Annotated in this window: 14 protein-coding genes and 1 tRNA gene; 11 read left to right on the plus strand and 4 right to left on the minus strand. The window is 39.4% G+C overall.

What is annotated here, in order from left to right; all coding sequences use genetic code 11:
* Positions 1 to 2 precede the first annotated feature (2 nt).
* The 11 genes from SALWKB2_RS04585 to tssE all read left to right on the plus strand — a co-directional run bounded on the left by SALWKB2_RS04585 (position 3) and on the right by tssE (position 18726).
* Positions 3 to 4406: a T6SS phospholipase effector Tle1-like catalytic domain-containing protein gene (locus SALWKB2_RS04585; protein ID WP_025330506.1), complete on the plus strand. Its 4404-nt coding sequence runs from the start codon at positions 3 to 5 to the stop codon at positions 4404 to 4406.
* A 537-nt stretch (positions 4407 to 4943) separates the two neighbouring features.
* Positions 4944 to 7373, plus strand: coding sequence for a type VI secretion system Vgr family protein (locus tag SALWKB2_RS11610; protein ID WP_025330507.1), 2430 nt, complete (start codon positions 4944 to 4946; stop codon positions 7371 to 7373).
* Positions 7374 to 7376: 3 nt separating this feature from the next.
* Positions 7377 to 8150: a DUF4123 domain-containing protein gene (locus SALWKB2_RS04595; RefSeq protein ID WP_025330508.1), complete on the plus strand. Its 774-nt coding sequence runs from the start codon at positions 7377 to 7379 to the stop codon at positions 8148 to 8150.
* A gap of 13 nt (positions 8151 to 8163) precedes the next feature.
* The gene (locus SALWKB2_RS11615) at positions 8164 to 8802 is read left to right on the plus strand and encodes a tetratricopeptide repeat protein (protein ID WP_025330509.1); all 639 of its coding nucleotides are present in this window, start codon (positions 8164 to 8166) and stop codon (positions 8800 to 8802) included.
* Positions 8789 to 9910, plus strand: a complete 1122-nt coding sequence (locus tag SALWKB2_RS04605; RefSeq protein WP_025330510.1) for a hypothetical protein — start codon at positions 8789 to 8791, stop codon at positions 9908 to 9910. Before SALWKB2_RS11615 ends, SALWKB2_RS04605 begins: the two co-directional genes overlap by 14 nt.
* A gap of 21 nt (positions 9911 to 9931) precedes the next feature.
* On the plus strand, positions 9932 to 13174 hold the full coding sequence (locus SALWKB2_RS04610; protein ID WP_025330511.1) for an ImcF-related family protein: 3243 nt from the start codon (positions 9932 to 9934) through the stop codon (positions 13172 to 13174).
* On the plus strand, positions 13164 to 14741 hold the full coding sequence (gene tssA / locus SALWKB2_RS04615; RefSeq protein ID WP_025330512.1) for a type VI secretion system protein TssA: 1578 nt from the start codon (positions 13164 to 13166) through the stop codon (positions 14739 to 14741). The genes SALWKB2_RS04610 and tssA overlap by 11 nt, the downstream gene beginning before the upstream one ends.
* Positions 14742 to 14750: 9 nt before the next feature.
* Positions 14751 to 16511: a type VI secretion system baseplate subunit TssF gene (gene tssF, locus SALWKB2_RS04620; RefSeq protein ID WP_158500016.1), complete on the plus strand. Its 1761-nt coding sequence runs from the start codon at positions 14751 to 14753 to the stop codon at positions 16509 to 16511.
* Positions 16508 to 17470 carry a type VI secretion system baseplate subunit TssG gene (locus tag SALWKB2_RS11620; protein WP_025330514.1) on the plus strand — a complete coding sequence of 321 codons (963 nt, stop codon included), beginning with the start codon at positions 16508 to 16510 and terminating at the stop codon, positions 17468 to 17470. The genes tssF and SALWKB2_RS11620 overlap by 4 nt, the downstream gene beginning before the upstream one ends.
* Positions 17471 to 18190, plus strand: a complete 720-nt coding sequence (gene tssJ / locus SALWKB2_RS04630) for a type VI secretion system lipoprotein TssJ (protein WP_025330515.1) — start codon at positions 17471 to 17473, stop codon at positions 18188 to 18190.
* A 128-nt stretch (positions 18191 to 18318) separates the two neighbouring features.
* Positions 18319 to 18726, plus strand: coding sequence for a type VI secretion system baseplate subunit TssE (gene tssE / locus SALWKB2_RS04635; RefSeq protein ID WP_051506417.1), 408 nt, complete (start codon positions 18319 to 18321; stop codon positions 18724 to 18726).
* Positions 18727 to 18803: 77 nt separating this feature from the next.
* Here tssE and SALWKB2_RS04640 read toward each other — a convergent pair.
* The 4 genes from SALWKB2_RS04640 to pheT form a co-directional block, all read right to left on the minus strand.
* A tRNA-Pro gene (locus SALWKB2_RS04640) sits at positions 18804 to 18880 on the minus strand.
* 35 nt (positions 18881 to 18915) lie between these two features.
* Entirely contained in the window at positions 18916 to 19242 is a 327-nt protein-coding gene (locus SALWKB2_RS04645) for a hypothetical protein (protein WP_025330517.1), read from the minus strand.
* On the minus strand, positions 19226 to 19528 hold the full coding sequence (locus SALWKB2_RS04650) for an integration host factor subunit alpha (protein WP_025330518.1): 303 nt from the start codon (positions 19526 to 19528) through the stop codon (positions 19226 to 19228). Before SALWKB2_RS04650 ends, SALWKB2_RS04645 begins: the two co-directional genes overlap by 17 nt.
* A gap of 103 nt (positions 19529 to 19631) precedes the next feature.
* On the minus strand, positions 19632 to 21989 hold the full coding sequence (gene pheT / locus SALWKB2_RS04655) for a phenylalanine--tRNA ligase subunit beta (RefSeq protein WP_025330519.1): 2358 nt from the start codon (positions 21987 to 21989) through the stop codon (positions 19632 to 19634).
* Positions 21990 to 22263: the final 274 nt, after the last annotated feature.

Consider the following 22263-nt stretch of genomic DNA (forward strand, 5'->3'; position numbering starts at 1 on the left):
TTATGACTGATAATGCAAAACAGCCTGATGATAGTAAACCAAAAGCCAATAGCAGCTCTAAATCTTCAAGTATCGATAAGCAATTTAATTTGGGGCATATGATAGAAGATATATTTGGTTTAAACCGTCCCGAAGTCAATACCGACGACCCGAATGATAAACCCAGTGCTATCGGAAAAGTAATTAATAAAGCCGGTAAAAAAATAGGAGAGATTGGCACAGGTATAGGTGAGATAGCTCAAAAAGGCATAGATGCAGTTCAGGGGGTACTGGATGAGCTACCACCATTGAAAGATGTTGATTTTGACTGGCCGGTTATGCATAAGCCACAGGTTTTTCCAACTGAGCCGGGCGGGCGCCTGCCGGCTTCAATTGAGGTAATTCAGGAAAATAGAGGTGATTGCTTTTATAAAGGTCCTAAAGAGGACAAGCCGTGCCAGAAAATCATTAAAATCAGCTTTTTCTTTGATGGTACCAATAATCATGAAAAGGCGGATAAAGTAGTCAGCGGTGCCCAAGCACCTTCAGAAGAGGAGCTGAAAAAACAGGATAAAGCAGCACCGCAAGCCAAAATGATTGCTGCGTACACCTATCCTCGTACCAGTAATGTAGCCCGTTTATTCCATGCCTGTATGGGCGCCGGTGGTACGCCAGATGAAAATAATATGGATCCGGATATGATCGAAAATGGCTGGTTCCGGCATTATATTCAGGGTGTAGGAACGCGCTTTGAAGAAATCGGTGATTTAGATCCGGGTTTCAGTGGTGAAATGTTTGCACGCTATGGGCAGTCGCGGATTAACTGGGCACTGACACGCTTATGCGCCACATTAGGTCTATGTAAAGTTTTTAATGAAAAGCCTTTATTATTAACAACAGCGCAAAAAATGATTAAAGGCATGGATTCAAAAATTGGCCGTAAAAACCAGCTTGATGAGTATATAGACTCGCTGGTTTTTGCCAACAGTAATCAGCCATTACCACAGGCAATTAAACTGTATGTAATCGGTTTTTCACGCGGAGCGGCTGAGGGGCGTACTTTTATTAACTGGCTGCTGGAATACTTGCTGGAGCGTCCGGAGAATGCTGATGCAAAAAAACAGCTGGAAAAATTGATGGAACAACGTCGCCAGCAACGAAAAGAATTACGCGAGTACTATCGTAAATATCCGGAAGCAAAGGCAGAGGCTCAAAAGCAGGCGATAGAAGAGGAAAAAGCGGCTAGCAGTGGCGTTAAACCGAATACAACACAGAACGGAGCCAAGCCGGGACAAGGGTCGCAGTCAGCGCCGCCTAAAGCCCCGGGCAATAATACGGGTAATCAGCAAAACAATAATAATGGTACGAATAAAAATTCAAACAACAGCGGTCCGGTTAACGGTGCCAATACCACGGCCAGTCTGAATCAGTCTGGCAATATCAATGCCAATCGCAAGGATGATAAGAAGACTGAACCTAAACCTGAATTTATCTATCTCAAGCTTAGAGGTATCCCGATCTATATAGAAATGGCTGGTTTGTTCGATACGGTAGCCAATGTAGGTATGTCTCCGCTAACTTCCTTGATTAGTGGTCATTTCGGCTGGGCGCATGGCACCATGTCTTTGGAACAGGCAGCGGCTGCACGTTTTGTAAAAAGCTGCTATCACTTTGTGGCCGGGCATGAACAGCGTAGAAGTTTTTCCGTTGAAAGTATCTGTATTGACGGCGGTTATCCGCGTGGTGGCGGCGCTGAGTTTCGTGAATATACTTATCCTGGTGTACATGCGGATATAGGCGGCGGCTATCCTCCTGGTGCACAGTTTAAAAGTAACTTTGGTATGGGACATGTAGTAGCTCAGATAACTTTGCATGATATGTATGCACGTTGCTGGCAACATGGTATGCCATTAAAAGTAATGGATATACATCCTTTATTAAAAGCTCAAATGAAAAAAACTCCTAAGTTTAAGTTACAAAATTATGAAATAATGGATAAAAAAACTATTGATGAATTTGATATAGAGTCTGAAATGGTAGAGCGGTTTAATGCCTGGCTGGAAACAACTGTTCTCGACAATATCACGAAGAGTTTGCAGAAGCAGGTTCATCATATTACAGCCTGGCGGATTCTGCGCTGGGTTAAAGACGGAATAGATGGCTATGCTACATTTCTGGGGCTGTCCATTACACGCAAAAAAGGATCTGCCGGAGAAAAAGAAGATGCTGAACAGGTTAGCGCACGGGAAAAAATCATTGCTCAGGGGCGCAAAGAGGCAAATGAAAAACTTTCTAATGCCTCCGGTGGTTTAGTGCCGGCATCAACTGATTCAATTGCTGATGATGATAAATTATGGCAGCAGGCCGGTTTGGGGGATATACCGGCAGAAAAACGCGATGATTTTTTAAATGGCATGATTAATAAAAATTATGATCCGGTGAATGATGGTTGGGATATGCTGGAAAGTGCCAAAGAATTCAAAGCGGATTATCTGCATGAGTTTCGTTTTGAATCTTTCCTGTCATTAGGATTCTTAATGAAAACTTTTGCCGGCAGTATTTATATGCTCAATAATGTAGATGAGGCGGCTGAGTTTAAAAATATACATGAAGAAGGCGATAAGCTTTATTTTGGAGATCCGGCAAAAAATGAAAAAAAAGCTCCGCCTCCGCCTCCTTCTCAGGATGATGGATTTGAAGGTGATCCGGTAGCAACGGGAGCAACACCGCCGATAGTATCATCTAATAAAAAGGATAAGTCTGGTTCTATTTTTGACGGGCTGTTTGAAAATCTGGATATTGGTGCTGTAGCTACAGGCATTATATTAGACAGAGTAAAAGATAAAATTAATAAGGGTAAGAAAAAAGCGGAAGCCGCAAAAGATAAGACTGGCAAAAAGCCGGAAAAGGTATCCGGTAAGGATAATACTCTGGCAATTTTATCCAGTGTCTGGGAGCGACTTAATAGCAAAGATAAGCGTGATGTAACGGTATTAATGGATAAAATTAAAAAAACACCGGAGCAGTATTCCAAAACATTCGGAAAAATAGTTACGCTGTTTGACGAACAGATTCATGATTCGCGTGCCAAATATATGCATTCAATATTGAATGACCGCGAACCATTTACCAGTTATTTTGCACACCGGCTTGTATTCAGTGGTTCAACGTCTAATAAACAGATTACACCGCTGATGTTGCAGAATAATCTTATTGGTATCGCCGGTCTTGCTCGCAGTGCTTATATGTCTATCCGCTATGGTAATCCGGCTTATATTTTGTTAGGGCTTAATAATCCTGAATTTTTTGTAACAGAGAATGAACGCAAAGCATATGAAGCACTGATTAACGGATTTGATGCGATTGCAGTCAATCCTGATACCGGTAAAATTATACTTAACGGTAAAAATATTAAAAATATTTATAATCTGTATCAGAATTCGCAGCAATCAATTCAGAAAATAAAAGAAGCCCATGAAAAACTAACTGAATGGAACGGACGTGATTTTGCAGATAAGATTACTCAGGAAATAGCAAAATATGGCGATGAAACAATAAAAAATCTACAGCAGATTCGCCAGCTGCTGGAGGAACAAAAGGCTGCGCTTAAAGCAGCTGCCGAAGCTGAAAAACAAAAGAAACAGGCTGAATTAACACAAAGTCAGGCAGCAGCAATGGCTAAGGCAAACGAAGCACAAGCTAATGAGGCCGAGGCTGGCGGTGCCGAAACAGCCGCTCAGCTTGAACAACAGCTAAATACAATGATTAGCAAAATTGATAAAAATATTAATCAGCTGCAATCATTACTGGAATCGTCGGGTAGTAGCGGGGACGCCAGTGCGCTGGAGCATGCTCAGGAATTACTCAAACAGCTTGATCCGCAACTGGTGAATGGATTAAATCTAAACAATCTCAGTAATCTGGATAAAGCCCGTCAGGCTTTAAATGGAGCTCAAAATGCCATACAAGCCGGAAATATAACGGTTCCGAATGGCAGTTTGGTAAATGTATTACCGGCGCAACAGCAACTGGCAGATATTAATCCGCAATCTATGGCAGATTATCTGAGTAATCAAATTGCTCAATATCAGCAAAATCTGCTGAAGCAGACTCAGGCTACCGTATCGCTTATGCAAAATGGGGTCAATGATCCGCAGACGCTTGCTCAGGTATTTTACCGAAATGCGCAAGGTGATATTGCTGACCAGGCAGTAAATAACATCAGCAAAACTACACTAAACAGTATGGGAATGTCGGATCTGGAGCTGAATGAATTCTTACCGGAAAATATTGCTAATCGCAGCCAGACAGAAATTATTCAGCTGGTACAGCAACTGCGCAGCGGAAATGTTCCGGCTGAATTGCAATCATTACCGAAATACCGTTTGCAGCTAATGGCCAAAGTGCTGGAAAGCTGGCTTGTCTGAGGCTTACGACCGGCGTGATTATTTCTCTGCCGGTCTAATAAAACTGTGCAAAGGTGAAAGTATATTATCTGATTTGGTTTTGAATCATAAAAAGCAAAAAATGATGAATAGTGTTGCACAAATAACTGAAAAGTTGATTTATATATAAAATAAGTATTTTTGTGTTAAAATTATTAAATCAGTTATATGTAAATTTCAAAAATATTTACATCTTATAATCCTGAAAAGTGATTTCAGATTCAAACCGGATTTGGCTGGCTGCTATGAAAACTAACCGGATCTGTGAACAAGTGCAGATTGAATCTGATATTATATTTTTGTTTTGCTTTTAAATTTTATGCGGGAATAAAGTTGGCAGTATACGGCAGACTGGACTGTATATAAATTGAGTAAATATATATTTTCAATTGTATTGATTTTTTAAATTTTGTAGTCAGTAACCTGTATGCGGGAATATTTTTCCGTATCAGCACTATATCGGCTGATACGGAAACAGAACTGTCAGTCATGTATAAAGGTTTGATAAAGGGTGATTAAATGCAACAGCGTTATTATCTGAAACTGAACGCAAATCTGGCTAATTTTGACCAGTTTTCGGTGCGAAGATTCAATCTGGAAGAAAAGCTGGATGATTATTACGTGTTACAGCTTGAAGCAACGCATATGGCTGCTGACTTACCTCTGGAAAATTTTATTCATCAGCGTGTAATGTTTGAGATGGCTCCGGATATTGACTGGAGCGGAGTGATGCAGGTATCCCGGCAGCAGCTCGATGATTCTGACAACCGGCGCTGGCACGGGGTTATTCAGAGTGCGGAACAGATAGCAACCAGTGCTGATGAAACCTGCTATCGCTTTACTATTGTCCCGCGTCTGGCTTTACTGAACCGTATTACTACAACAAGGCTGTTCCAGAATGAAACAGCACTGAGTATTGTTGAGAAAATTCTGCGTCATCATGGTTTTGCCAGTGAAGATTTTCTGCTGAAATCATCCCGTTCGTTACCGCGCTATGAGCATCGAATGCAGTATCGGGAAACCGATTATGCATTTATTAAGCGTGTACTGGCTCGTGAAGGATTATGGTTTACCTTTACACAGACAGCTTCCAATGAAGTAATTTCTGTAGCTGATGATGTAAGCCATTATATTCAGCTGCGGCAGCAGGCATTACCATTCAAACCGGATGCTGGTTTAGAAAGTGATCTGGAGGGGCTGGAAAGCAAACTGGAAGCGCAGCTCTCATTTGATGTGAATGCTACGGCACAGGGTATCAAGGATAATTTGAAACAGCAATTAATGCAGGGGCTGATGGCAAAATATTCTGTATCCGAATTTCATGTTCGCTATAAAGCTCAGTATGAAAGTGTACAGATTAAAGATTATAACTATCGGGATGCTAATAACAGTCTGCTAGGCAAAGCCGGCTTTAATGAGCAGCAGCCTGCAGCATTTGGTCAGCCTTATATCTACGGATTTTTTCATCATAAAGATAGCGGGCAGGCGCAGGAATATGCCCGAATTTTGCATGAGCATTCTGTATCCCGCCATATTCTGGCCACTGGTAAAAGTAATGTTCAGAGCTTTGCTCCCGGTTTTACCATGGGATTTTCCTCTGATGCCAGAGTAGGCAATATTCGTCAGTGGCTGCTGGTCAGTGTTCATCATTCTGGTGCGCGCGATGAAGATTACATTAATTCATTCTCTGCTATACCCTCAGACAGCCAGTGGCGTCCGGAGCCGATTAAACACCCGATTATAGACGGAACGATACCGGGAACCATCTGTGATGCCGGCCAGGGGCCGTATGCATGGGTTGATGAGATGGGGCGTTACATCGTTAAGTTTAATCTGGATATGGATGGCTGGCAGCCGGGTGGTGAAAGCAGACCCATCCGTCTGGCTAAGCCTTATGCGGGCGGGCAGTACGGGCAGCATTTCCCGCTGCACGTAGGTACAGAAGTACAGCTGGCTTTTCAGAACGGTGATCCCGACCGGCCGTATATTATTGGCGTTTTGCATACCAGCACTCAGCCGGACCATGTTCCGAATACATGGCGTACCCGTAATGTAATTCGTACCTGGGCAAATAATAAAATCCGCATGGAAGACCTCAGCGGTCATGAACATATCAAAATGGCTACTGAGTACCATAAAACCCAGCTTAATCTGGGGCATCTGGTAGACAGCGGACGGGATAAGCGTGGAGAAGGTTTTGAGCTGCGAACTGATGGCTGGGGAGCTTTGCGTTCTGCACGAGCATTATATCTGACTACTGAAAATCAGGCTGCCGCCAACGGCATGCAAATGGATCGTACGGTAGCAGTCAAAGAAATTGAAGGTGCACTCAGTCAGGCCAGTCATCTTGCCGACGTGACAGCCAAGCATACTTCAATCAAACCCAGATTAGAGACATTATCTGATTTAGGTGAAAACTGTGCTTATCTGGAAAAACCGGTTATTTTAACCAGTGCAGTTGCCGGAATGGCGCAGGTTTCACCAAAATCTATTCTTAACAGTGTTGGTCAGGATATTCATCAGCAGGCGGGTAAAGATGTATTTACCGGTGCCGGTGAAAACATTACACAAACTGCCGTCAAATCTGTACAGGTATTGGCTCAGACAGAAGATTTAAATCTGGTAGCCGGTAAGAAAACTGCGCGTCTGGCTTCACATGGTAGCGCAGTGGAAATTACTGCGGCGAAAAAAATCTCTGTTCAGTCTGTAGGTGATGAGGTACTGGTTAATGCAAAAAGCGGTATCAAGCTGGCCAGCGGTGGTGCTTATATAGAAATTAAAGGCGGAAAAATCAGCCTGTATAGCCCCGGTCCGATTGAATATAAAGGTAATCATCAGTTTCAGGGGCCACAGGGCGGTAATTTCCCGTTACCGGAATTACCTGGTTCAGTTTGTCTTGAGTGCTTGCGCAAGGCACGTGCACAAGGTGTTGGCATTGTAGAGAGATAATCAATGAATACTTATCGTGACGTGCTGGCACAATTTATCAATTTTACTAACGAGACTGATGAGAAAACTCTTTTTCTGATTATCGATTTATGTACTTGTGACTATCCTCTTCTGGCTGCCATAGAAAACTGGCAGCCGGCATTGCAGTATTCTCTGCTATTTGAGCAAACACCCGAATCTCATATCAAGGAAGAAGGGCCGCTGTTGCTGGCACTTGATATCAGGAATGAAAACCATCGGGAAATACTGGAAAAAATATGTGAAATTACTCATATGAATAATCGCTTGCTGGCTTTCAACAGCAACTATCCTTTTGGTACTTTAGAAGTTCATCTTCGCCGTGCCATGCAAGTGAAATGGGGTAAAAAAGAGGGATTACTTCGATTTTATGCACCAGATATGTTTGATCCGGTTAACATGGTGTTAACAAATTCACAAAAAAACTGGCTGCATCAATATATGTTGCGCTGGTTTTTTGTTGATGATTCCGGAGAATGGGTAATTTATCAGGCCGATTATCCGCAGTGTGAGCAGAATGAATTTGATGTAAATGGTTTTGTTTTTACTGAAAAACAGTATGATACTTTGTTGTTATGGGCTGATGCATATAATTACCGGCGCAATTATGGGATTGCTTTGGATGCAGAAGAGTATGGCGGTGAAAGGATGTTAATTAACCAGCTATATGTCCTTGCTGCGGAAGCTGATACCAGATTGATTTTAAGCCAGGAAGAACGCGTTCAGTTTTTTAGGAATAATTTGCAGAAAATTATATAGGAAAGGCTGAAAGATGTTACGACGTATATTGACAGCATTTTGTTTATGCTTTGCTTTGATACAAATGGCCTGGGCGGGTACATATGATGATGCCGCTGCTGCTGCTCAAAACCGGCAATATGATAAAGCCTTAGTTTTATTTCAGAAAGCCATTAATGAAAATGATGATGCACGGGCATATAACAGTTTGGGTACGCTGTATGAAATGGGTTTGGGTGTACCGCAGGATTATGCTACCGCAGCAAAATATTATGAACAGGCTGTAAAAAAAGGCAATGTAAAAGCCAATGGTAATCTCGCCGTATTGTATGAGCGCGGATTAGGTGTAAAAAAGGATTGGGGCAAGGCGATGGGCTATTATTTTAATGGTCTGAACAGAGGTGACGGCAAATCCATGAACAATCTGGGGGTGATGGCCCTTAATGGCGAAATTCTGCCCAAAAATATTTCTGTTGCATGGGCTTTGTTTGCCAGTGCTGCGATTCTTAAAGACAGAGAAGCACCGCATAATCTTGCTGTAGTTGAAACCAAAATGACCAAAGCGGAAATTGAGCAGGGTAAAGTAGTTTTTAAAGCCCTGCATCAGGTAAAGAGTAAAAAACCGCCTATGGATATTATGTTAGATTATTTAGGCTGGCATGATTACGAATAGTATACAACGTCAGACTACATGGCTGCCGCCAAGACCAGTTCGCTGGCTTGCGTGGCTGGCCTTATATGCTTTGGCAATTGGTATTAATAAAAAATATGCAGATTCAATTATTACCCATTTCGGACTGGAAATCACAGTACACTGGCAAAAGTGGATGATATCTGTAATGCCGGCAGTAGTAATAGTAACTTTACTTCTGCTGGTGCGCTGTATCTGGTATCAGTTATGGTTAATTTACCAGCGTAATAATCAGTTTGTTTATAATGAAAAAATTTTGAATAATCAAAAGTACTGGTCGGAATATATGGTACTGGAAGAGGTAATATTGCACTGCGGCCAGTTAAATCATGCTTCCGATTTTTATACATATCTAGGACTGTCTCCAGAAGAGCGGCAGAAATCTGTATTTGAATCAATGAGTATGGAAATACCGGTTCAGAGCAATTCTTCTGTTTATTCTGACCGTTTGCATATCGTTTTATCACAACTGGTTCAGATATTATCTTCAAAAGAATATTTTACCGAACAATACCCACAATATTTATGGCTATGGGCAGCAGACAGAGAAAGCTGGCTGGTATTCAGGGAGCTTGTTATTGCTGAAGGCGGATATTGCCCGGCGATACCGGATTATTATGTTAAGTTTGAAGATTTAAACTGGATTATTGACCGTTTTCAGGAAGAACTTTATCAAAAAATTCTATTACTCGGGTTTGAGTGTCAGCCTGAGTTTGAATTGTATCTGGCAATGATTTTTGCCCGAAAAGGAAAAATAGCAAAAATACAGCGAGCTTTTGATACACAAATGTGGCGTATGGATCAGGATTATTTTTTTACAGCCATGACTGAAAAAGTTTCTGGTTTCCAGATTGAAAGCCATGCACAAGAAGTAACTCAGCCGGAATTAAAAGAAATGACAGGAGATTTAACAGCAAAAGATTATGAAATTTTACCGTATAGTATAGATAAACCGGATTTCTTTCAAAAATTACAGTATACGAGTGACTGGATGCAATTGCTGCTGGCTGTTTATCAGGCGCATAAACATTCCTATATAGTACTATTTAATCATAAAGAAAAGATAATACCTGTTTCCCAGGTTAAGTAAAATTTAATTACAGGCGCGTTTATGTTAAGGTGGAACCCTTTAAGACAATTCAGTTCACGTGTAAATAGCAAGTTGTCTAAATTAGCGCAGGTGAATCAGAAAATTACCCAGCGCCCTAAAATTCTCAAATTATGGTTATTGTGCAGTTTCCTCTGGTTGATACTTATTTGCGGATTAACTGCATTTTTATATTGGTATTATGATAAAAAATGGCTGCAAAATCATAAATTTCATTTGATAATACTGGCACTGGCCGGTTTATTTCTCTGCGTTATACTGCCATTATTCTGGCGTATTTTTGTTGTCATTGACGGGCAGGAACGGACAATCCGCTTTATTGAGCGATCGAAATATACACGTGAAAGTCCTGCACAGCAGAATTTGGTGGCTTTTCAGGATTATTTGAATCAGAAATATCCTTTATCTATTTTAAATCGCTGTTATATTCTTGCGGTACATGGAGAACCGGATGCTTTCTGCGACGTCAGTGAGCAGCTACAGCGTACAGGGTGGGTACAGGTTGACAATGTTTATCTGGTATTGATTAATGACGTGGATGAAATAGAATCCATACCACCTTTTCGCGGCAAATATCATTGTCCGTTCGATGGATTGATTATATTGCGTGATATGAAAAGTAACAAAACCCCGGTTACTCACGATAATATTTCTGTATGGCTGGAAAAATTTTATCAGCTGTTAAACTGGAAAATTCCATTTGTCCATGTATTTCAAAGTGATATTGATTTAAATAAATTTCCTCTTAATCAGGTTTTTACTTGGTCATCGCTAACAGAGAATATTGTTTCAGATATCAAAATAAAAGCAGAGGATTTATTTATTCAGGCTTTTTTAAAAAGCCGGGACAGACAGTTTTTGTCTCTGATTGATTCCATTGCTATTACTAAATTAAATCCGGCTGAAAATTACTCTGAAGAGCAGCAACCCTGGTTTACAGGTATGGCTATACAGGCTAAACAAAGTAACTGGTGGGAAACATGGGCGATGGTAGCAGAGCAGTTATATCAGCACCCTGCTAAATTGATTTTACAGCCCAGTAGTCAGCGGCTTGCCAAAGCCGGTCTGGTAATCAGTACTGTAATTTTTTTAATGATTCTGTATGCTTTTACCAGTAATTACAGGGAAGCACAGTTATTCCGAAACCAAATCACCAGCGTGAATAAATCTTCGGGCAGCAACAATGCGATTAATTCTATACTCAGTTTACAACACCATATTGCATTGATAAATAATGTTCCGCAACCATTTTACCGTCGTCTTGGATTTAATCATGATGATATTTTACTGAATAAAGCATTTGTAGCTTATGGTAATGCTGCAAAAAAATGGCTGATAAAACCCGCAGATCAACAGATTATTCTGGTTCTGAATTCTTTACAGCAACTGCAGACTTTACCTAACGTAATTGAAACAAATGCAGCGGATACAGAGGAAATTGCAGAACAAACCAGTAATGCAGTTGCATTGGATGAAGGCTTTAATGCTCTGAAAGCATATTTAATGTTACGTCGTCCTAAACGTCTGGATAATATTTTTCTAAGTGATTATTTATCACGTCTGTATCGGACACAGGGCTTACAAAAAGCCGATGCTGCTCAGAATATATTCAGATTTTATACCCGGAATATGATGAAGCATCGAAGCTGGTTTCTGAGTGAAGATTCTGCTTTGGTGGCAGAAAGTCGGGGAGTATTGAATAATATTGTTAATCAGCAGCAGGAAGATGTCGTTATTTATCAGAATTTGCTGGATTCTGCATTAGAGAAATATAGGGATATTGATTTAGTGCAGCTGGCTGGCAAAGATAGCACTCAATTCTGGACAAATAAGAATAAATTGCATGGTGCATTTACTGCACGTGCATGGAACGAATGGTTTAAGCCGGAAATTGATAAACTTAATCCTGAACATTTTAAAAATGGTTCATGGGTGCTGAATGAGTCTGAGGAAAGCAACGAAAATACGGATATCCGTAAACAGATAATGGCATTGTACAAGCAGGATTATTTTGAAGCATGGACACAATTTTTATCTGGTATACAGTGGGTACCGGTTACTGGTCTGAATAAACAGATGGATCGTTTGAAAAAATATTCAGATAAAAAGAATTCAGTACTTGTTAAGTTACTAACAGCCATTCAGTTTAATGCCAGTATCGGATATCCGGAAGACCGGACTGAAAAAGGCAAAGGAGTTTTACAGGAATTTGAACCAATTGTAGATTTGATTAAAACAGTTGAAGACAGGAATAAGCAACCCAGCCGTAAACTGGATCAGTATCAGGAAAATCTGCTGGCTATGTATCTTGAAGTACAGAAAGTTCAGGGGGCTAATAATCAGGCCTCTGCTTCACAACTTTCTTTCAATACTATTTTGAATAGTGATGATGGTTCTAATCTGGCTAAAGCTGAAGAATCTATTAATTTACAAGTAGCTAATCTGGGAGAAGAATGGCAGGATATCGGGCACACTTTACTTACTTATCCTTTTGCTGATGCTAAAAAAGCAATTTTGCTTCCGGCTTTAAACAATATTAATGCATTGTGGCAGCAGATGGTGGTTTCGCAATGGAATTCTCGTTTTGCTAATCGTTATCCACTGAATCCTTCCAGCAATCTCGATGTCTCTTTGCCTGAATTACAGAAATTTATTGATCCGCAAAAGGGTGTTGTTGCACAGTTTAATCAGCAATATTTAAATAAAATTCTGAATCTTGTTGGTAATCAGTGGATTGTTAATCCTGCTGTAATGGATCAGATTCAGATTGATGATCAGTTTGTAACTGGTTTAAATGAATTAAATCAGTTACTAGAATTTGTTTCAGATGGCTCAAATACCGCTTCTTTTGAAATAATGCCATTGCCAACTCCCGAAGTTAAACAGATTACATTTAATTTTAATAAACAGAAAATTCAATTTTATAATGAAAAATCTTTCTGGCATAAAGTGAATTGGTCTGTTAGTGATAGTACCGATAAAAAGGCTTCAATTCAGTGGTCTGATGTGACAGATAAGACTGCTCAGCTTGAAGTAGTTGGTGATTTGAGTATTTTGCGTTTACTTGAAAAGGCTCAGGCACGTAAAAATGATGATGATACTTATCATCTTAAGTGGATAATAAAAAATAGGGTTGTAGAAATGAATCTGAAGAATTTACAAACTAACGACCTGATTACATTATTGAAGTTAAAAGGGGCAAGTTTGCCGCAACAGGTTTTCAAGGTGGATCAAAATGCAAATTAGTGCAGCACTGAAAGTTCTCCAGAAGCGGAAAATCTATGAAGATATAAAACCTTTATGGGACAATATTGAATATCTTCTGGCTCCAGTGGAGGGAGAACCGGAAGATGTTACACATCATGATTCTTTTCTGGATATCCGGCAGGAGTTGGAAAAGGTCAGCGATATTCAGTTGAGTAAAATTGAAGACGCAGCTAATTATCTTTGCCAGAACGTAGGTAAAGATATTCGCGTAGCTGTATATCTGACTTATGTATTGTTTCGTCGTGAAGCCTTTCAGGGACTGATTAAAGGTTTATTATTAATATATGGAATGCAGGCAATATATACGCCTACTTTTCAGCCCCAACGTATCACCCTTATTAAAACGATGTTTCGCTGGCTGGGCGGCACAAAAATGGAAGATGCATTTTTATTGTGCCAAAGTACATTATCATCAAACGAATATCAGGTAATTACCATATTATGTGAGCTGATTCAGGAAAATTTTTCTGCACAATTTGAAGCGACAGTAGATGAGCTCAATGGCTTACTCAGCTTATTACCTGTGCCTGCTGGTGAAACTCAGGCAGCTATTAATCAAGCTGATTCAGTAACTACTGATAATAATTCAAACCAGAGTAATAGTACTGATAATGATGAAGTAATTTTACGTTCTTTTCAGGATTTGATGCAGACAATGAAAACTGTAGGGCAGTTCATTGCCGATAAAGAGCAGAAACCCTATGCATCATACAGATTATTGCGTCAGTTCCGATGGGATATGCTTGAGCAGTTACCTTTGCATCAGGACGGACTGACAAAAATTCCTCCTCCGAGACAGGAACTGATAAATCGCTTACAGACATTGTATCAGCGTAAAGAGTGGAACGGATTATTAGAACAATGCCATGCCGGTTTTATGGAGGCTTCCAATCACTTTTATCTTGATTTGCAATATCTGAGCTGGAATGCAATGCAGCATTTGGCACCTGAAGCAAATGTATGGGCTGATATGCTGTGCAGTGATATGGCTTTTCTGCTTAACCGTGTACCCGGACTCGAAACATTATCCTTTAATGATAATCATCCTTTTGCTTCCGGTGAGGCTTTAGACTGGATTGCAGTTCATGCACGTTTTCAGCAGCAAAATGTAGAAGAAATGCAATTGTCTTCCGATAATAAGCTTACATCAACCGAAGATATTGACGCACAGGCATTTGTAATTCTGGCAGAGCAGGGTTTTGATAAAACGATGGAATGGCTGTCTACTGTGCAATTTGATGAAGGGCTTGAGCAGTTATATTACAAACAATTTTTACTTGCCCGATTAGCTATTAAAAGTGGCAAAACAGAATTTGCAATATCTCTGCTGGAAAAGCTTAATCAGCCCTTTTCACAGCAACCTTTATTTGAATGGAATAAAAAATTAACTTTTCAGATCAAACAAGAGTTGTTAAAGCTTTTACAGCAAAAATTTATCACTATCAAAGGTAATAATAAAGAGTTTATAGCTGGACAAATTGAAGAGCTGAAAAAAGAACTGGTGTTACTCAATCCGTTTCTGGCGCATCAATTGTTGTATAGGTAAATGAAAAATATGGAAAAAAAAGACAATATTCTGCGTTATTATGAAGCGGAAATGCGTTATCTGAAAGAGGCCGGTGAAGATTTTGCTGAGGTTCATCCTGATGCAGCACAGTATTTAAAAATGCAGGATTCCCTTGAGCGGGATCCGATGGTGGAGCGATTATTTGAAGGATTTGCTTTTTTAGCTGCAAAATTGTATCAAAAAATTGATGATGATATGCCAGAGTTAACTGAGAGCTCTGTAGCATTACTATGGCCACATCATCTTCAGCCTATTGCTTCTATGTCGATAGTGCAATTAATGTTAAATGAAGAGATTTATACGAATGATCAGCATATTCCTGCCGGTTTGATACTGCAAACTGCTGTTGATACCAATACAGGTATATCGTGTGAATACCGGACAACTCAATCAGTTGATATCTATCCTGTTGAAATAAATGATTTCCGCCTTGTACATAATGATATCGGACAATCTGTCATCCAGTTACGTTTACAACTTCGTCAAACGAATGCGGGTCAGAATATTCGTTTACCAGACAATTTTTCACTCAAGTTTCATCTTGTTGGTGAAATAGAAACCAGACTGAGTATTTATCATTATCTGACAAATTATTTGTCACATATTACTACTGATGAAGATTTAAACATCATAAATCATAAGCTAAAATTACAGCGAACACATTTTAATTATGATTCAGTTACATGGTTACAGAACCGGCAGGCAAATGAACATGATTTAGTGATGGAATATTTCCTGTTTAAAGAAAAGTTTCTTTTTTTTGAACTAAATAATCTAAGTGAAAAAGATTTTAATAATGATAAACATGAGCTATTGGTAAATTTTCATTTAAAACGGGATTTTCCGCTGGAGCTAGTGTTTAACCGCAATTATTTAAAACTGTTTTGTGTACCTGTAATTAACTTGTTTGATTTAGAGGCAGAACCGGTTGTGCGTTCTCCATTACATACTGAATACAAATTGTCACCCACGTTTTCAGTTAAGGATCAGGTAACGGTATGTGCAGTTACTGAGGTGGAATCATTCAGCCAGATTAGTGGTAAAAGAAAATATTATTTGCCTTTTAATGAGTTTAAGCATAGTAAACGTCAGCTCAATATATTTGATAAAGACAGACCATATTATTATATCCGCTCACGTCAAGGTATCGGCAATCATTATGATAATTTTATAAGTTTTAGTGGTGAAATCCAACCTGATGAAGAAGAGATTTTTTCAATCAGTATTCTTGGCGCTAATGGTAATCTACCACGCCAGATTACTAAATATAACAAAATACTCAGTCTGCATTCGCCTGTACTGGGTGTAAAAGATGCTCAAATGGTAATGGTACCTACAGCTTTACATTACCCGCCGGATTATAAGAATCAGCAATGGCAATTATTGTTTGAGATGAGTAATAATTATCTGGCTACCTTAGATACCGGTACTTTGAAAAATAGCTTGCGTTTATTGAACTGGTCGACAGCAGCGGCAAATGAAAAAAATATAGCAGCTATTCACTCTGTTCAGACTGAAATTCAACATATTATACATCATGGTATGATGATTAGATGTTTGGTAATCGATATCGAACTGGATAGTACTGGATTTATCAATGAAGCAGATGCTGCTTTATTTGCTTATGTTCTGAACTGTTATTTAATAGCTTATGCACAATTAAATCTGGCTATAAAAGTAAATGTCATATTGCAGCCTGAAGCTATTACATTGAGCTGGCCAGTAAGTGTGGATGAAAAAATTTTATGAATGTCAGTTTATTTAACAGATTAATGCTGGCTCCAGAGGCATATAATTTTTTTCAGTTTTGTCATTTACTGGAGTCACATCAGGTTAATTTACGCGTACCTGACTTGCAAAGTGATAGTGAATTAACTCTTCAATTTTGTGCATGGCCATATCTTGGTTTTCCTGCAAGTGAGCTAAAACAGTCTCTGCCTGAATCTGTATATGATTATAAATTACCGGTTGTGTTTACTACCTTTATGGGCTTAATCGGTACAGATGGTGTCATGCCAAACTGGCTCATAGCAGAAAGTGCAGAAAAAAAAGACGGGATGGAAAATCTGTTAGCCTTTCTGGATATGTTTCATCACCGTATGATGACTATGTTTTACCAGATATGGAAACGTTTTCATTATGATTTTCAATTTCGTCCGGATGCTTCAGATCGTCTTTCACGGGCATTACTGACACTGATTCATGGTAAGAGCAAATTAGATATTGATCCATGTTATTATCTTGGTGTAATTAAAAATTTAAATAAAAAAAATAAAAATATATTTGGTTTAAAAGAGATTGTTCAATATGTTATTCCTGCTGCCAGAGAGGTAGTCATAGATGAGTTTATTGCTGTCAAATATGCCGTGCCTCAACGATCTATAGGTACTGGAATAACTTTTGATACGGCTGTGCTAGGCCGGTTTTTATATGATGCCAATAGCAGAATAAGGATATCTGTGAAACTTAATGATTATGCAATATTAAGTTTACTTTATGAAAATCAGCCTGTGCGAACGGTTTTAAAAACTTTGGTCAGGAAATATGTGGGATGCGCTCTGGATGTAGAGCTAGTGGCAAAAATCAGTGCTGATTTATTACCTCAGGCACAATTAAATGGCAGTAACCCGCAGATAATCAAAGCTGGTGTTACTGCAGGGCAGCCAGAAGCTGGTGCACTATTTTCGATTTTTCTCGGAGTGCTATAGATGAATTATCGTTTCTTGTCTGTATTAATTTTACTAACAGGATTATCTGGTTGTGGATTATTGCAACAAGGATATGAGGATGTACGCAAAACAGGAAAAGAAGCAATTGAGTTAAAACATTATCATTATGATTTCAGGGTGGTTTCTGCGCATCTTTTAAACCAGACAGATAATTCGCAGCAAAATACCTTCAGAATGGTAATTTTTCAATTAAAGAGTAATAATCTATTTAATCAGGCCAGTTATTATGATTTACTTACTAATGCAGACAATGCTCTTGGTGATGAACTGGTTAAACAAGATATACGTATGATTTATCCTTTTGATACACAGAATATAAAAGGAGATATAGATAGTAAAACACAATATTTGGGATTAGTGTTTTTCTTTAATCAGCCAGAGTCTGACAATAAAACCTGGAAAATACTAATTCCTATAGATGATTTAAAATTATTTAGGAATAATTATATTTTGGTGGAAGGAGCACAGGCTCAGTTAAAATCTAAAAAACAGGTTAAGGATTTAAGCAAACAACAAAAACAAGCGGAGAAGGCACAGAAAAAAGCATCAAAAGAGAAGAAAAAACAGGAAAAGATAGCTAAAAAAGCTCAGCAGGCTATGCAGGAGCAGATGGATAAATTACAGCAGCAGGGTATGCAGAAAGCTCAGGATAAAGTAGCGAAGAAAATAGAAAAAGTATTACCTGATAAGAAAAAATAGAGTATTGTCTGGTGATATCAATAACCGGACTACATGATTTATCATGGCTAAAATATTCTGATGGTAAATGGTTAAATAATTAAACTCAAATAATTATTACATATTATGAAGGTGTAAATAAGTTTATTATGATTGATGCGTCTTTATTAGAGAAAATTACTCTGAATTTTTCTGGAGATGTTCCATTAATTACTCTGGATCTTAAAGAACGCTATATTTATAGCGTTATGAATAATATTGAGCGTATTTTAAACACTCGGCGTGGTAGCGTTAAACACATACCTGATTACGGATTACCAGATTTAAGCATTATTTATCGTCATTTGCCTTCCAGCTTGTCTGTATTACAGAAATATATTACTTTTACTTTATTGAAATATGAACCACGCGTACAAGCATTACAAATTCAAATAGTTGAAAATAAATCTACTGATTTTATTATTGCTTATGAATTATTATGCCAATTAAAAGAGGTTGGTTATATTCGATTTTCAACCACATTTGATGGGCATGAAGCAGTTAAGGTATTCAGATAATCGATTTTTAGTATTGAATGATGTTTATATGAATCATAGGAAATAAAAATACAGCCACTTAGGCTGTATTTATTTTTTGGTCGGAGTGAAAGGATTCGAACCTTCGACCCCTTGCACCCCATGCAAGTGCGCTACCAGACTGCGCCACACTCCGACTTTGTAAAGGAAGCGATTATAAAAGTAATCGTATTACTTAGCAAGTACACTATTCAGGTTATCTACCACTTTTTCAATTTGCTGACGGGTTTCCAGTGCATTAATGACGGGATTACCATCAGCATCTACCTGATTACGTGTAAATGAGTCTATATATGGTGTAAAGCTGTCGCGCAATTGTCTGACTTTAATCACATCAGCACGGGTATAGTGCTTACCGCCATAGCCTACAATAATGCCATGTGTCTGTTGCCAGACAGAGAATTGCTCGGCACTGATGTCTGCAAGGCGGCATAGCTCTTCGAGGGTAAAATACCGCTGTGCTGGTATGGGTAACAACTGCTTAGGCTTGTTTTCCATTATAGTGATCAACCATACCTTTTAATTTTTGTGATGCGTGGAAAGTAACAACGCGTCTGGCAGAAATAGGTACTTCTTCTCCAGTTTTTGGATTACGTCCCGGGCGTTGCGGTTTATCACGCAACTGGAAATTACCAAAGCCGGAAATTTTAATTTGTTCGCCCTTTTCAAGAGTACTGCGAATTTCTTCAAAGAATAGTTCAACAATTTCTTTGGCATCATGTTTGCTCATGCCGGCAACTTTTTCAACCAGGATATCAGCAAGTTCAGCTTTTGTTAGCGTCATATCAGAATTTCTTTCATTAAAGAGGGCGTTATTATCCCTAAATTAGTTTTTGTTTTCAAGTATGTAAATTTTTTAGCCAGGCAAATTGCCCAGTTTGAATTTTTTAAGTACGTAATTGTGCACCAATTGTGGCTGCTGTATCAATGAGTTTTGTCATTATTTCTTCAACTTCTTCATCAGTTAAGGTTTGTTCTGTACTTTGTAAAATAATTTTGACCGCCAGACTTTTCGTATTTTCCGCCATACCTTTACCGCGATAAACATCAAAAACAGATATTTCCTGAATGGCTGGATGTTTCACTGTAGACAGCACATTAATCAGCTCTTCAGCAGTAGTTTGTTCGGGGATGATAAAGGCCAGATCACGCCGTACTGGTTGGAATTTAGATACTGGCTGATAAGTAATCCTGGCTTGTGCCAGAACAGCACTTAAATCAAGCTCAAATAAAATAGGCGACAAGGGCAGGTCGTATTTTTGTGTCCAGCGCGGATGCAATTCACCAATAACACCAACTACTTTATTATCAATGATAATCTCAGCAGTTCTGCCCGGATGAAGTGCAGGGTGCTGTGCTGCGCGATAATTTACTTTATGCGCACTTAACAGGCCTGCAACATCATTTTTGACATCATAGAAATCGGTGTTGCGAGTGGGTACTGCCCATTGCTCAGGAAAGACAGAACCATAAGCTAAACCGGCAATTTTTGTGGTTTGTGTATATTGCTGATTTTGTTTTTGAAATACACGTGCTACTTCAAATAATCTTACTCTGTTTTGTTTACGGTTCAGATTATTGTGTAATATTTCAATCAGGCCGCCAAACAGAGTAGAGCGCATAACGCTGAGCTGACTGGCTATCGGATTTAGTAAACGAATCGGATCAGTATTACCGGCCAGATCGCGTTCCCATGCTTCTTCTACAAATGCATAGCTGACTACTTCCTGATAGCCGCTATTAGCCAGTTGATGGTAAACACTAAACAGTGGCTTTTGTGTTTCCGGCAAAGCTACCATATTCAATTTGCCATTGGTATGATCATTGGGAATATTTTCATAACCATACACGCGGCCAATTTCTTCTATCAGGTCGGCTTCGATTTCAATATCAAATCGGAAGCTGGGTGAGGTAACGATAAAGCCCTCTTCACAAGCTTGCGGCTCCAGCCCTAAATGTTGCAGGATGATGGCAATTCTGGCTGAATCAATGGCAACGCCTAATACTTTTGCTACTCTTGCTGTACGCACTTTTACCTGTTTAACTGCAGGCAGATTACCGGTTGCTTCTGTAATTGCACCAATTTCACCGCCACAGATTTCTTTTATCAGCGTAGTTGCCCGTTCAATGGCTTGTTGTTGTAAATTAAAGTCTACTCCGCGTTCAAAACGGAATGATGAATCTGAACCGAATCCATACTGCCGTGCTTTTCCGGCAATGATATCCGGGGTAAACCATGCGCTTTCAATCACAACATTACGCGTGCTGTCTGTTACTGAGCTGTCAACACCACCCATTAATCCGGCAATACTCAGAACTTGTTTTTCATCAGCTACTACCAGTGTGTTACTGCTTAGAGTTACGGTTTTATCATTGAGGCATTCCAGTGTTTCACCTTCATGGGCACGCCGCACGATCAGTTTGCCGGAGATTTTATCTTCGTCAAACATATGCATTGGCTGGCCCAGCTCAAGCATGACATAGTTACCTATATCAACCAGAGGATTAATGCTACGCAGGCCACTGCGTTCGAGCCGCTGTTTTAACCATACAGGCGTTACAGCATTAATATTAATTCCGCGAATTATCCGGCTGATAAAACGGCCACAGTCTTCCGGTGCTTCGATGGTGACAGGCTGGCTGGCATCCAGTGTTGATGGATTAGTAACAATCTCTATTGGATTTTGTGGTTTCTGGGTTAAAGCGCCCACCTCACGTGCTATGCCTTTTATACTCAGGCAGTCTGCTCTGTTAGGTGTGATTTTTAAGGTTTGCAGAGCATCATCCAGATTGAGATAATCGCGGATATTATTGCCGACTGGTGCATCAGCAGGCAGAATCAGTAAGCCGTTTACTTCATCTTGTAAACCTAATTCTTTGGCAGAACACAGCATCCCGTTAGAGACTTGTCCGCGCATTTTTGTTGGTTTGATTTTGAAATCGCCCGGTAAGACAGCACCAGCTAATGCACAAGGTACTTTGATTCCCGGTTGTACATTAGGAGCACCGCAAACGATTTGTATCAGTTCTCCTGTACCGGCATCAACCTGTGTAATATTGAGACGGTCTGCATCCGGATGTTTGATTACAGATTTAACTTCTGCGATGACCACCCCATGAAATGGAGGGGCAGCCAGGGTGGTTTCTTCTACTTCCAGTCCGGCCATGGTTAATAAATGTGCCAGCTCTTGTGCAGATAATTCAGGGTTAATCCATGAATATAACCAATTTTGAGAAAATTGCATGATGCTTCCAGTATATATTCTGTTTCGGTTTAATCCAAAAGTTCGGAGGCTGATTCAGGCATGCTCAGTGACACGATTATAAAGCCTTACAAACGCTTTTTTTACTTTTGGAATTAATATCTTTGATTAATGAAATTAGTTCAGGTTACTTAATTGGACTAAATAATTTTCTGGCAGTTTCCGGTCGGTTAAATCTGAGAGATTCATTTTTAATGCGCTATCCGGTGTTCTGTACAATCAGTAATTGATAACTGGCTGAATGTAAAATCTAACT

It is taken from the genome of Snodgrassella alvi wkB2 (genome assembly GCF_000600005.1).
In the GTDB taxonomy this organism is placed as follows: Bacteria; Pseudomonadota; Gammaproteobacteria; order Burkholderiales; family Neisseriaceae; genus Snodgrassella; species Snodgrassella alvi.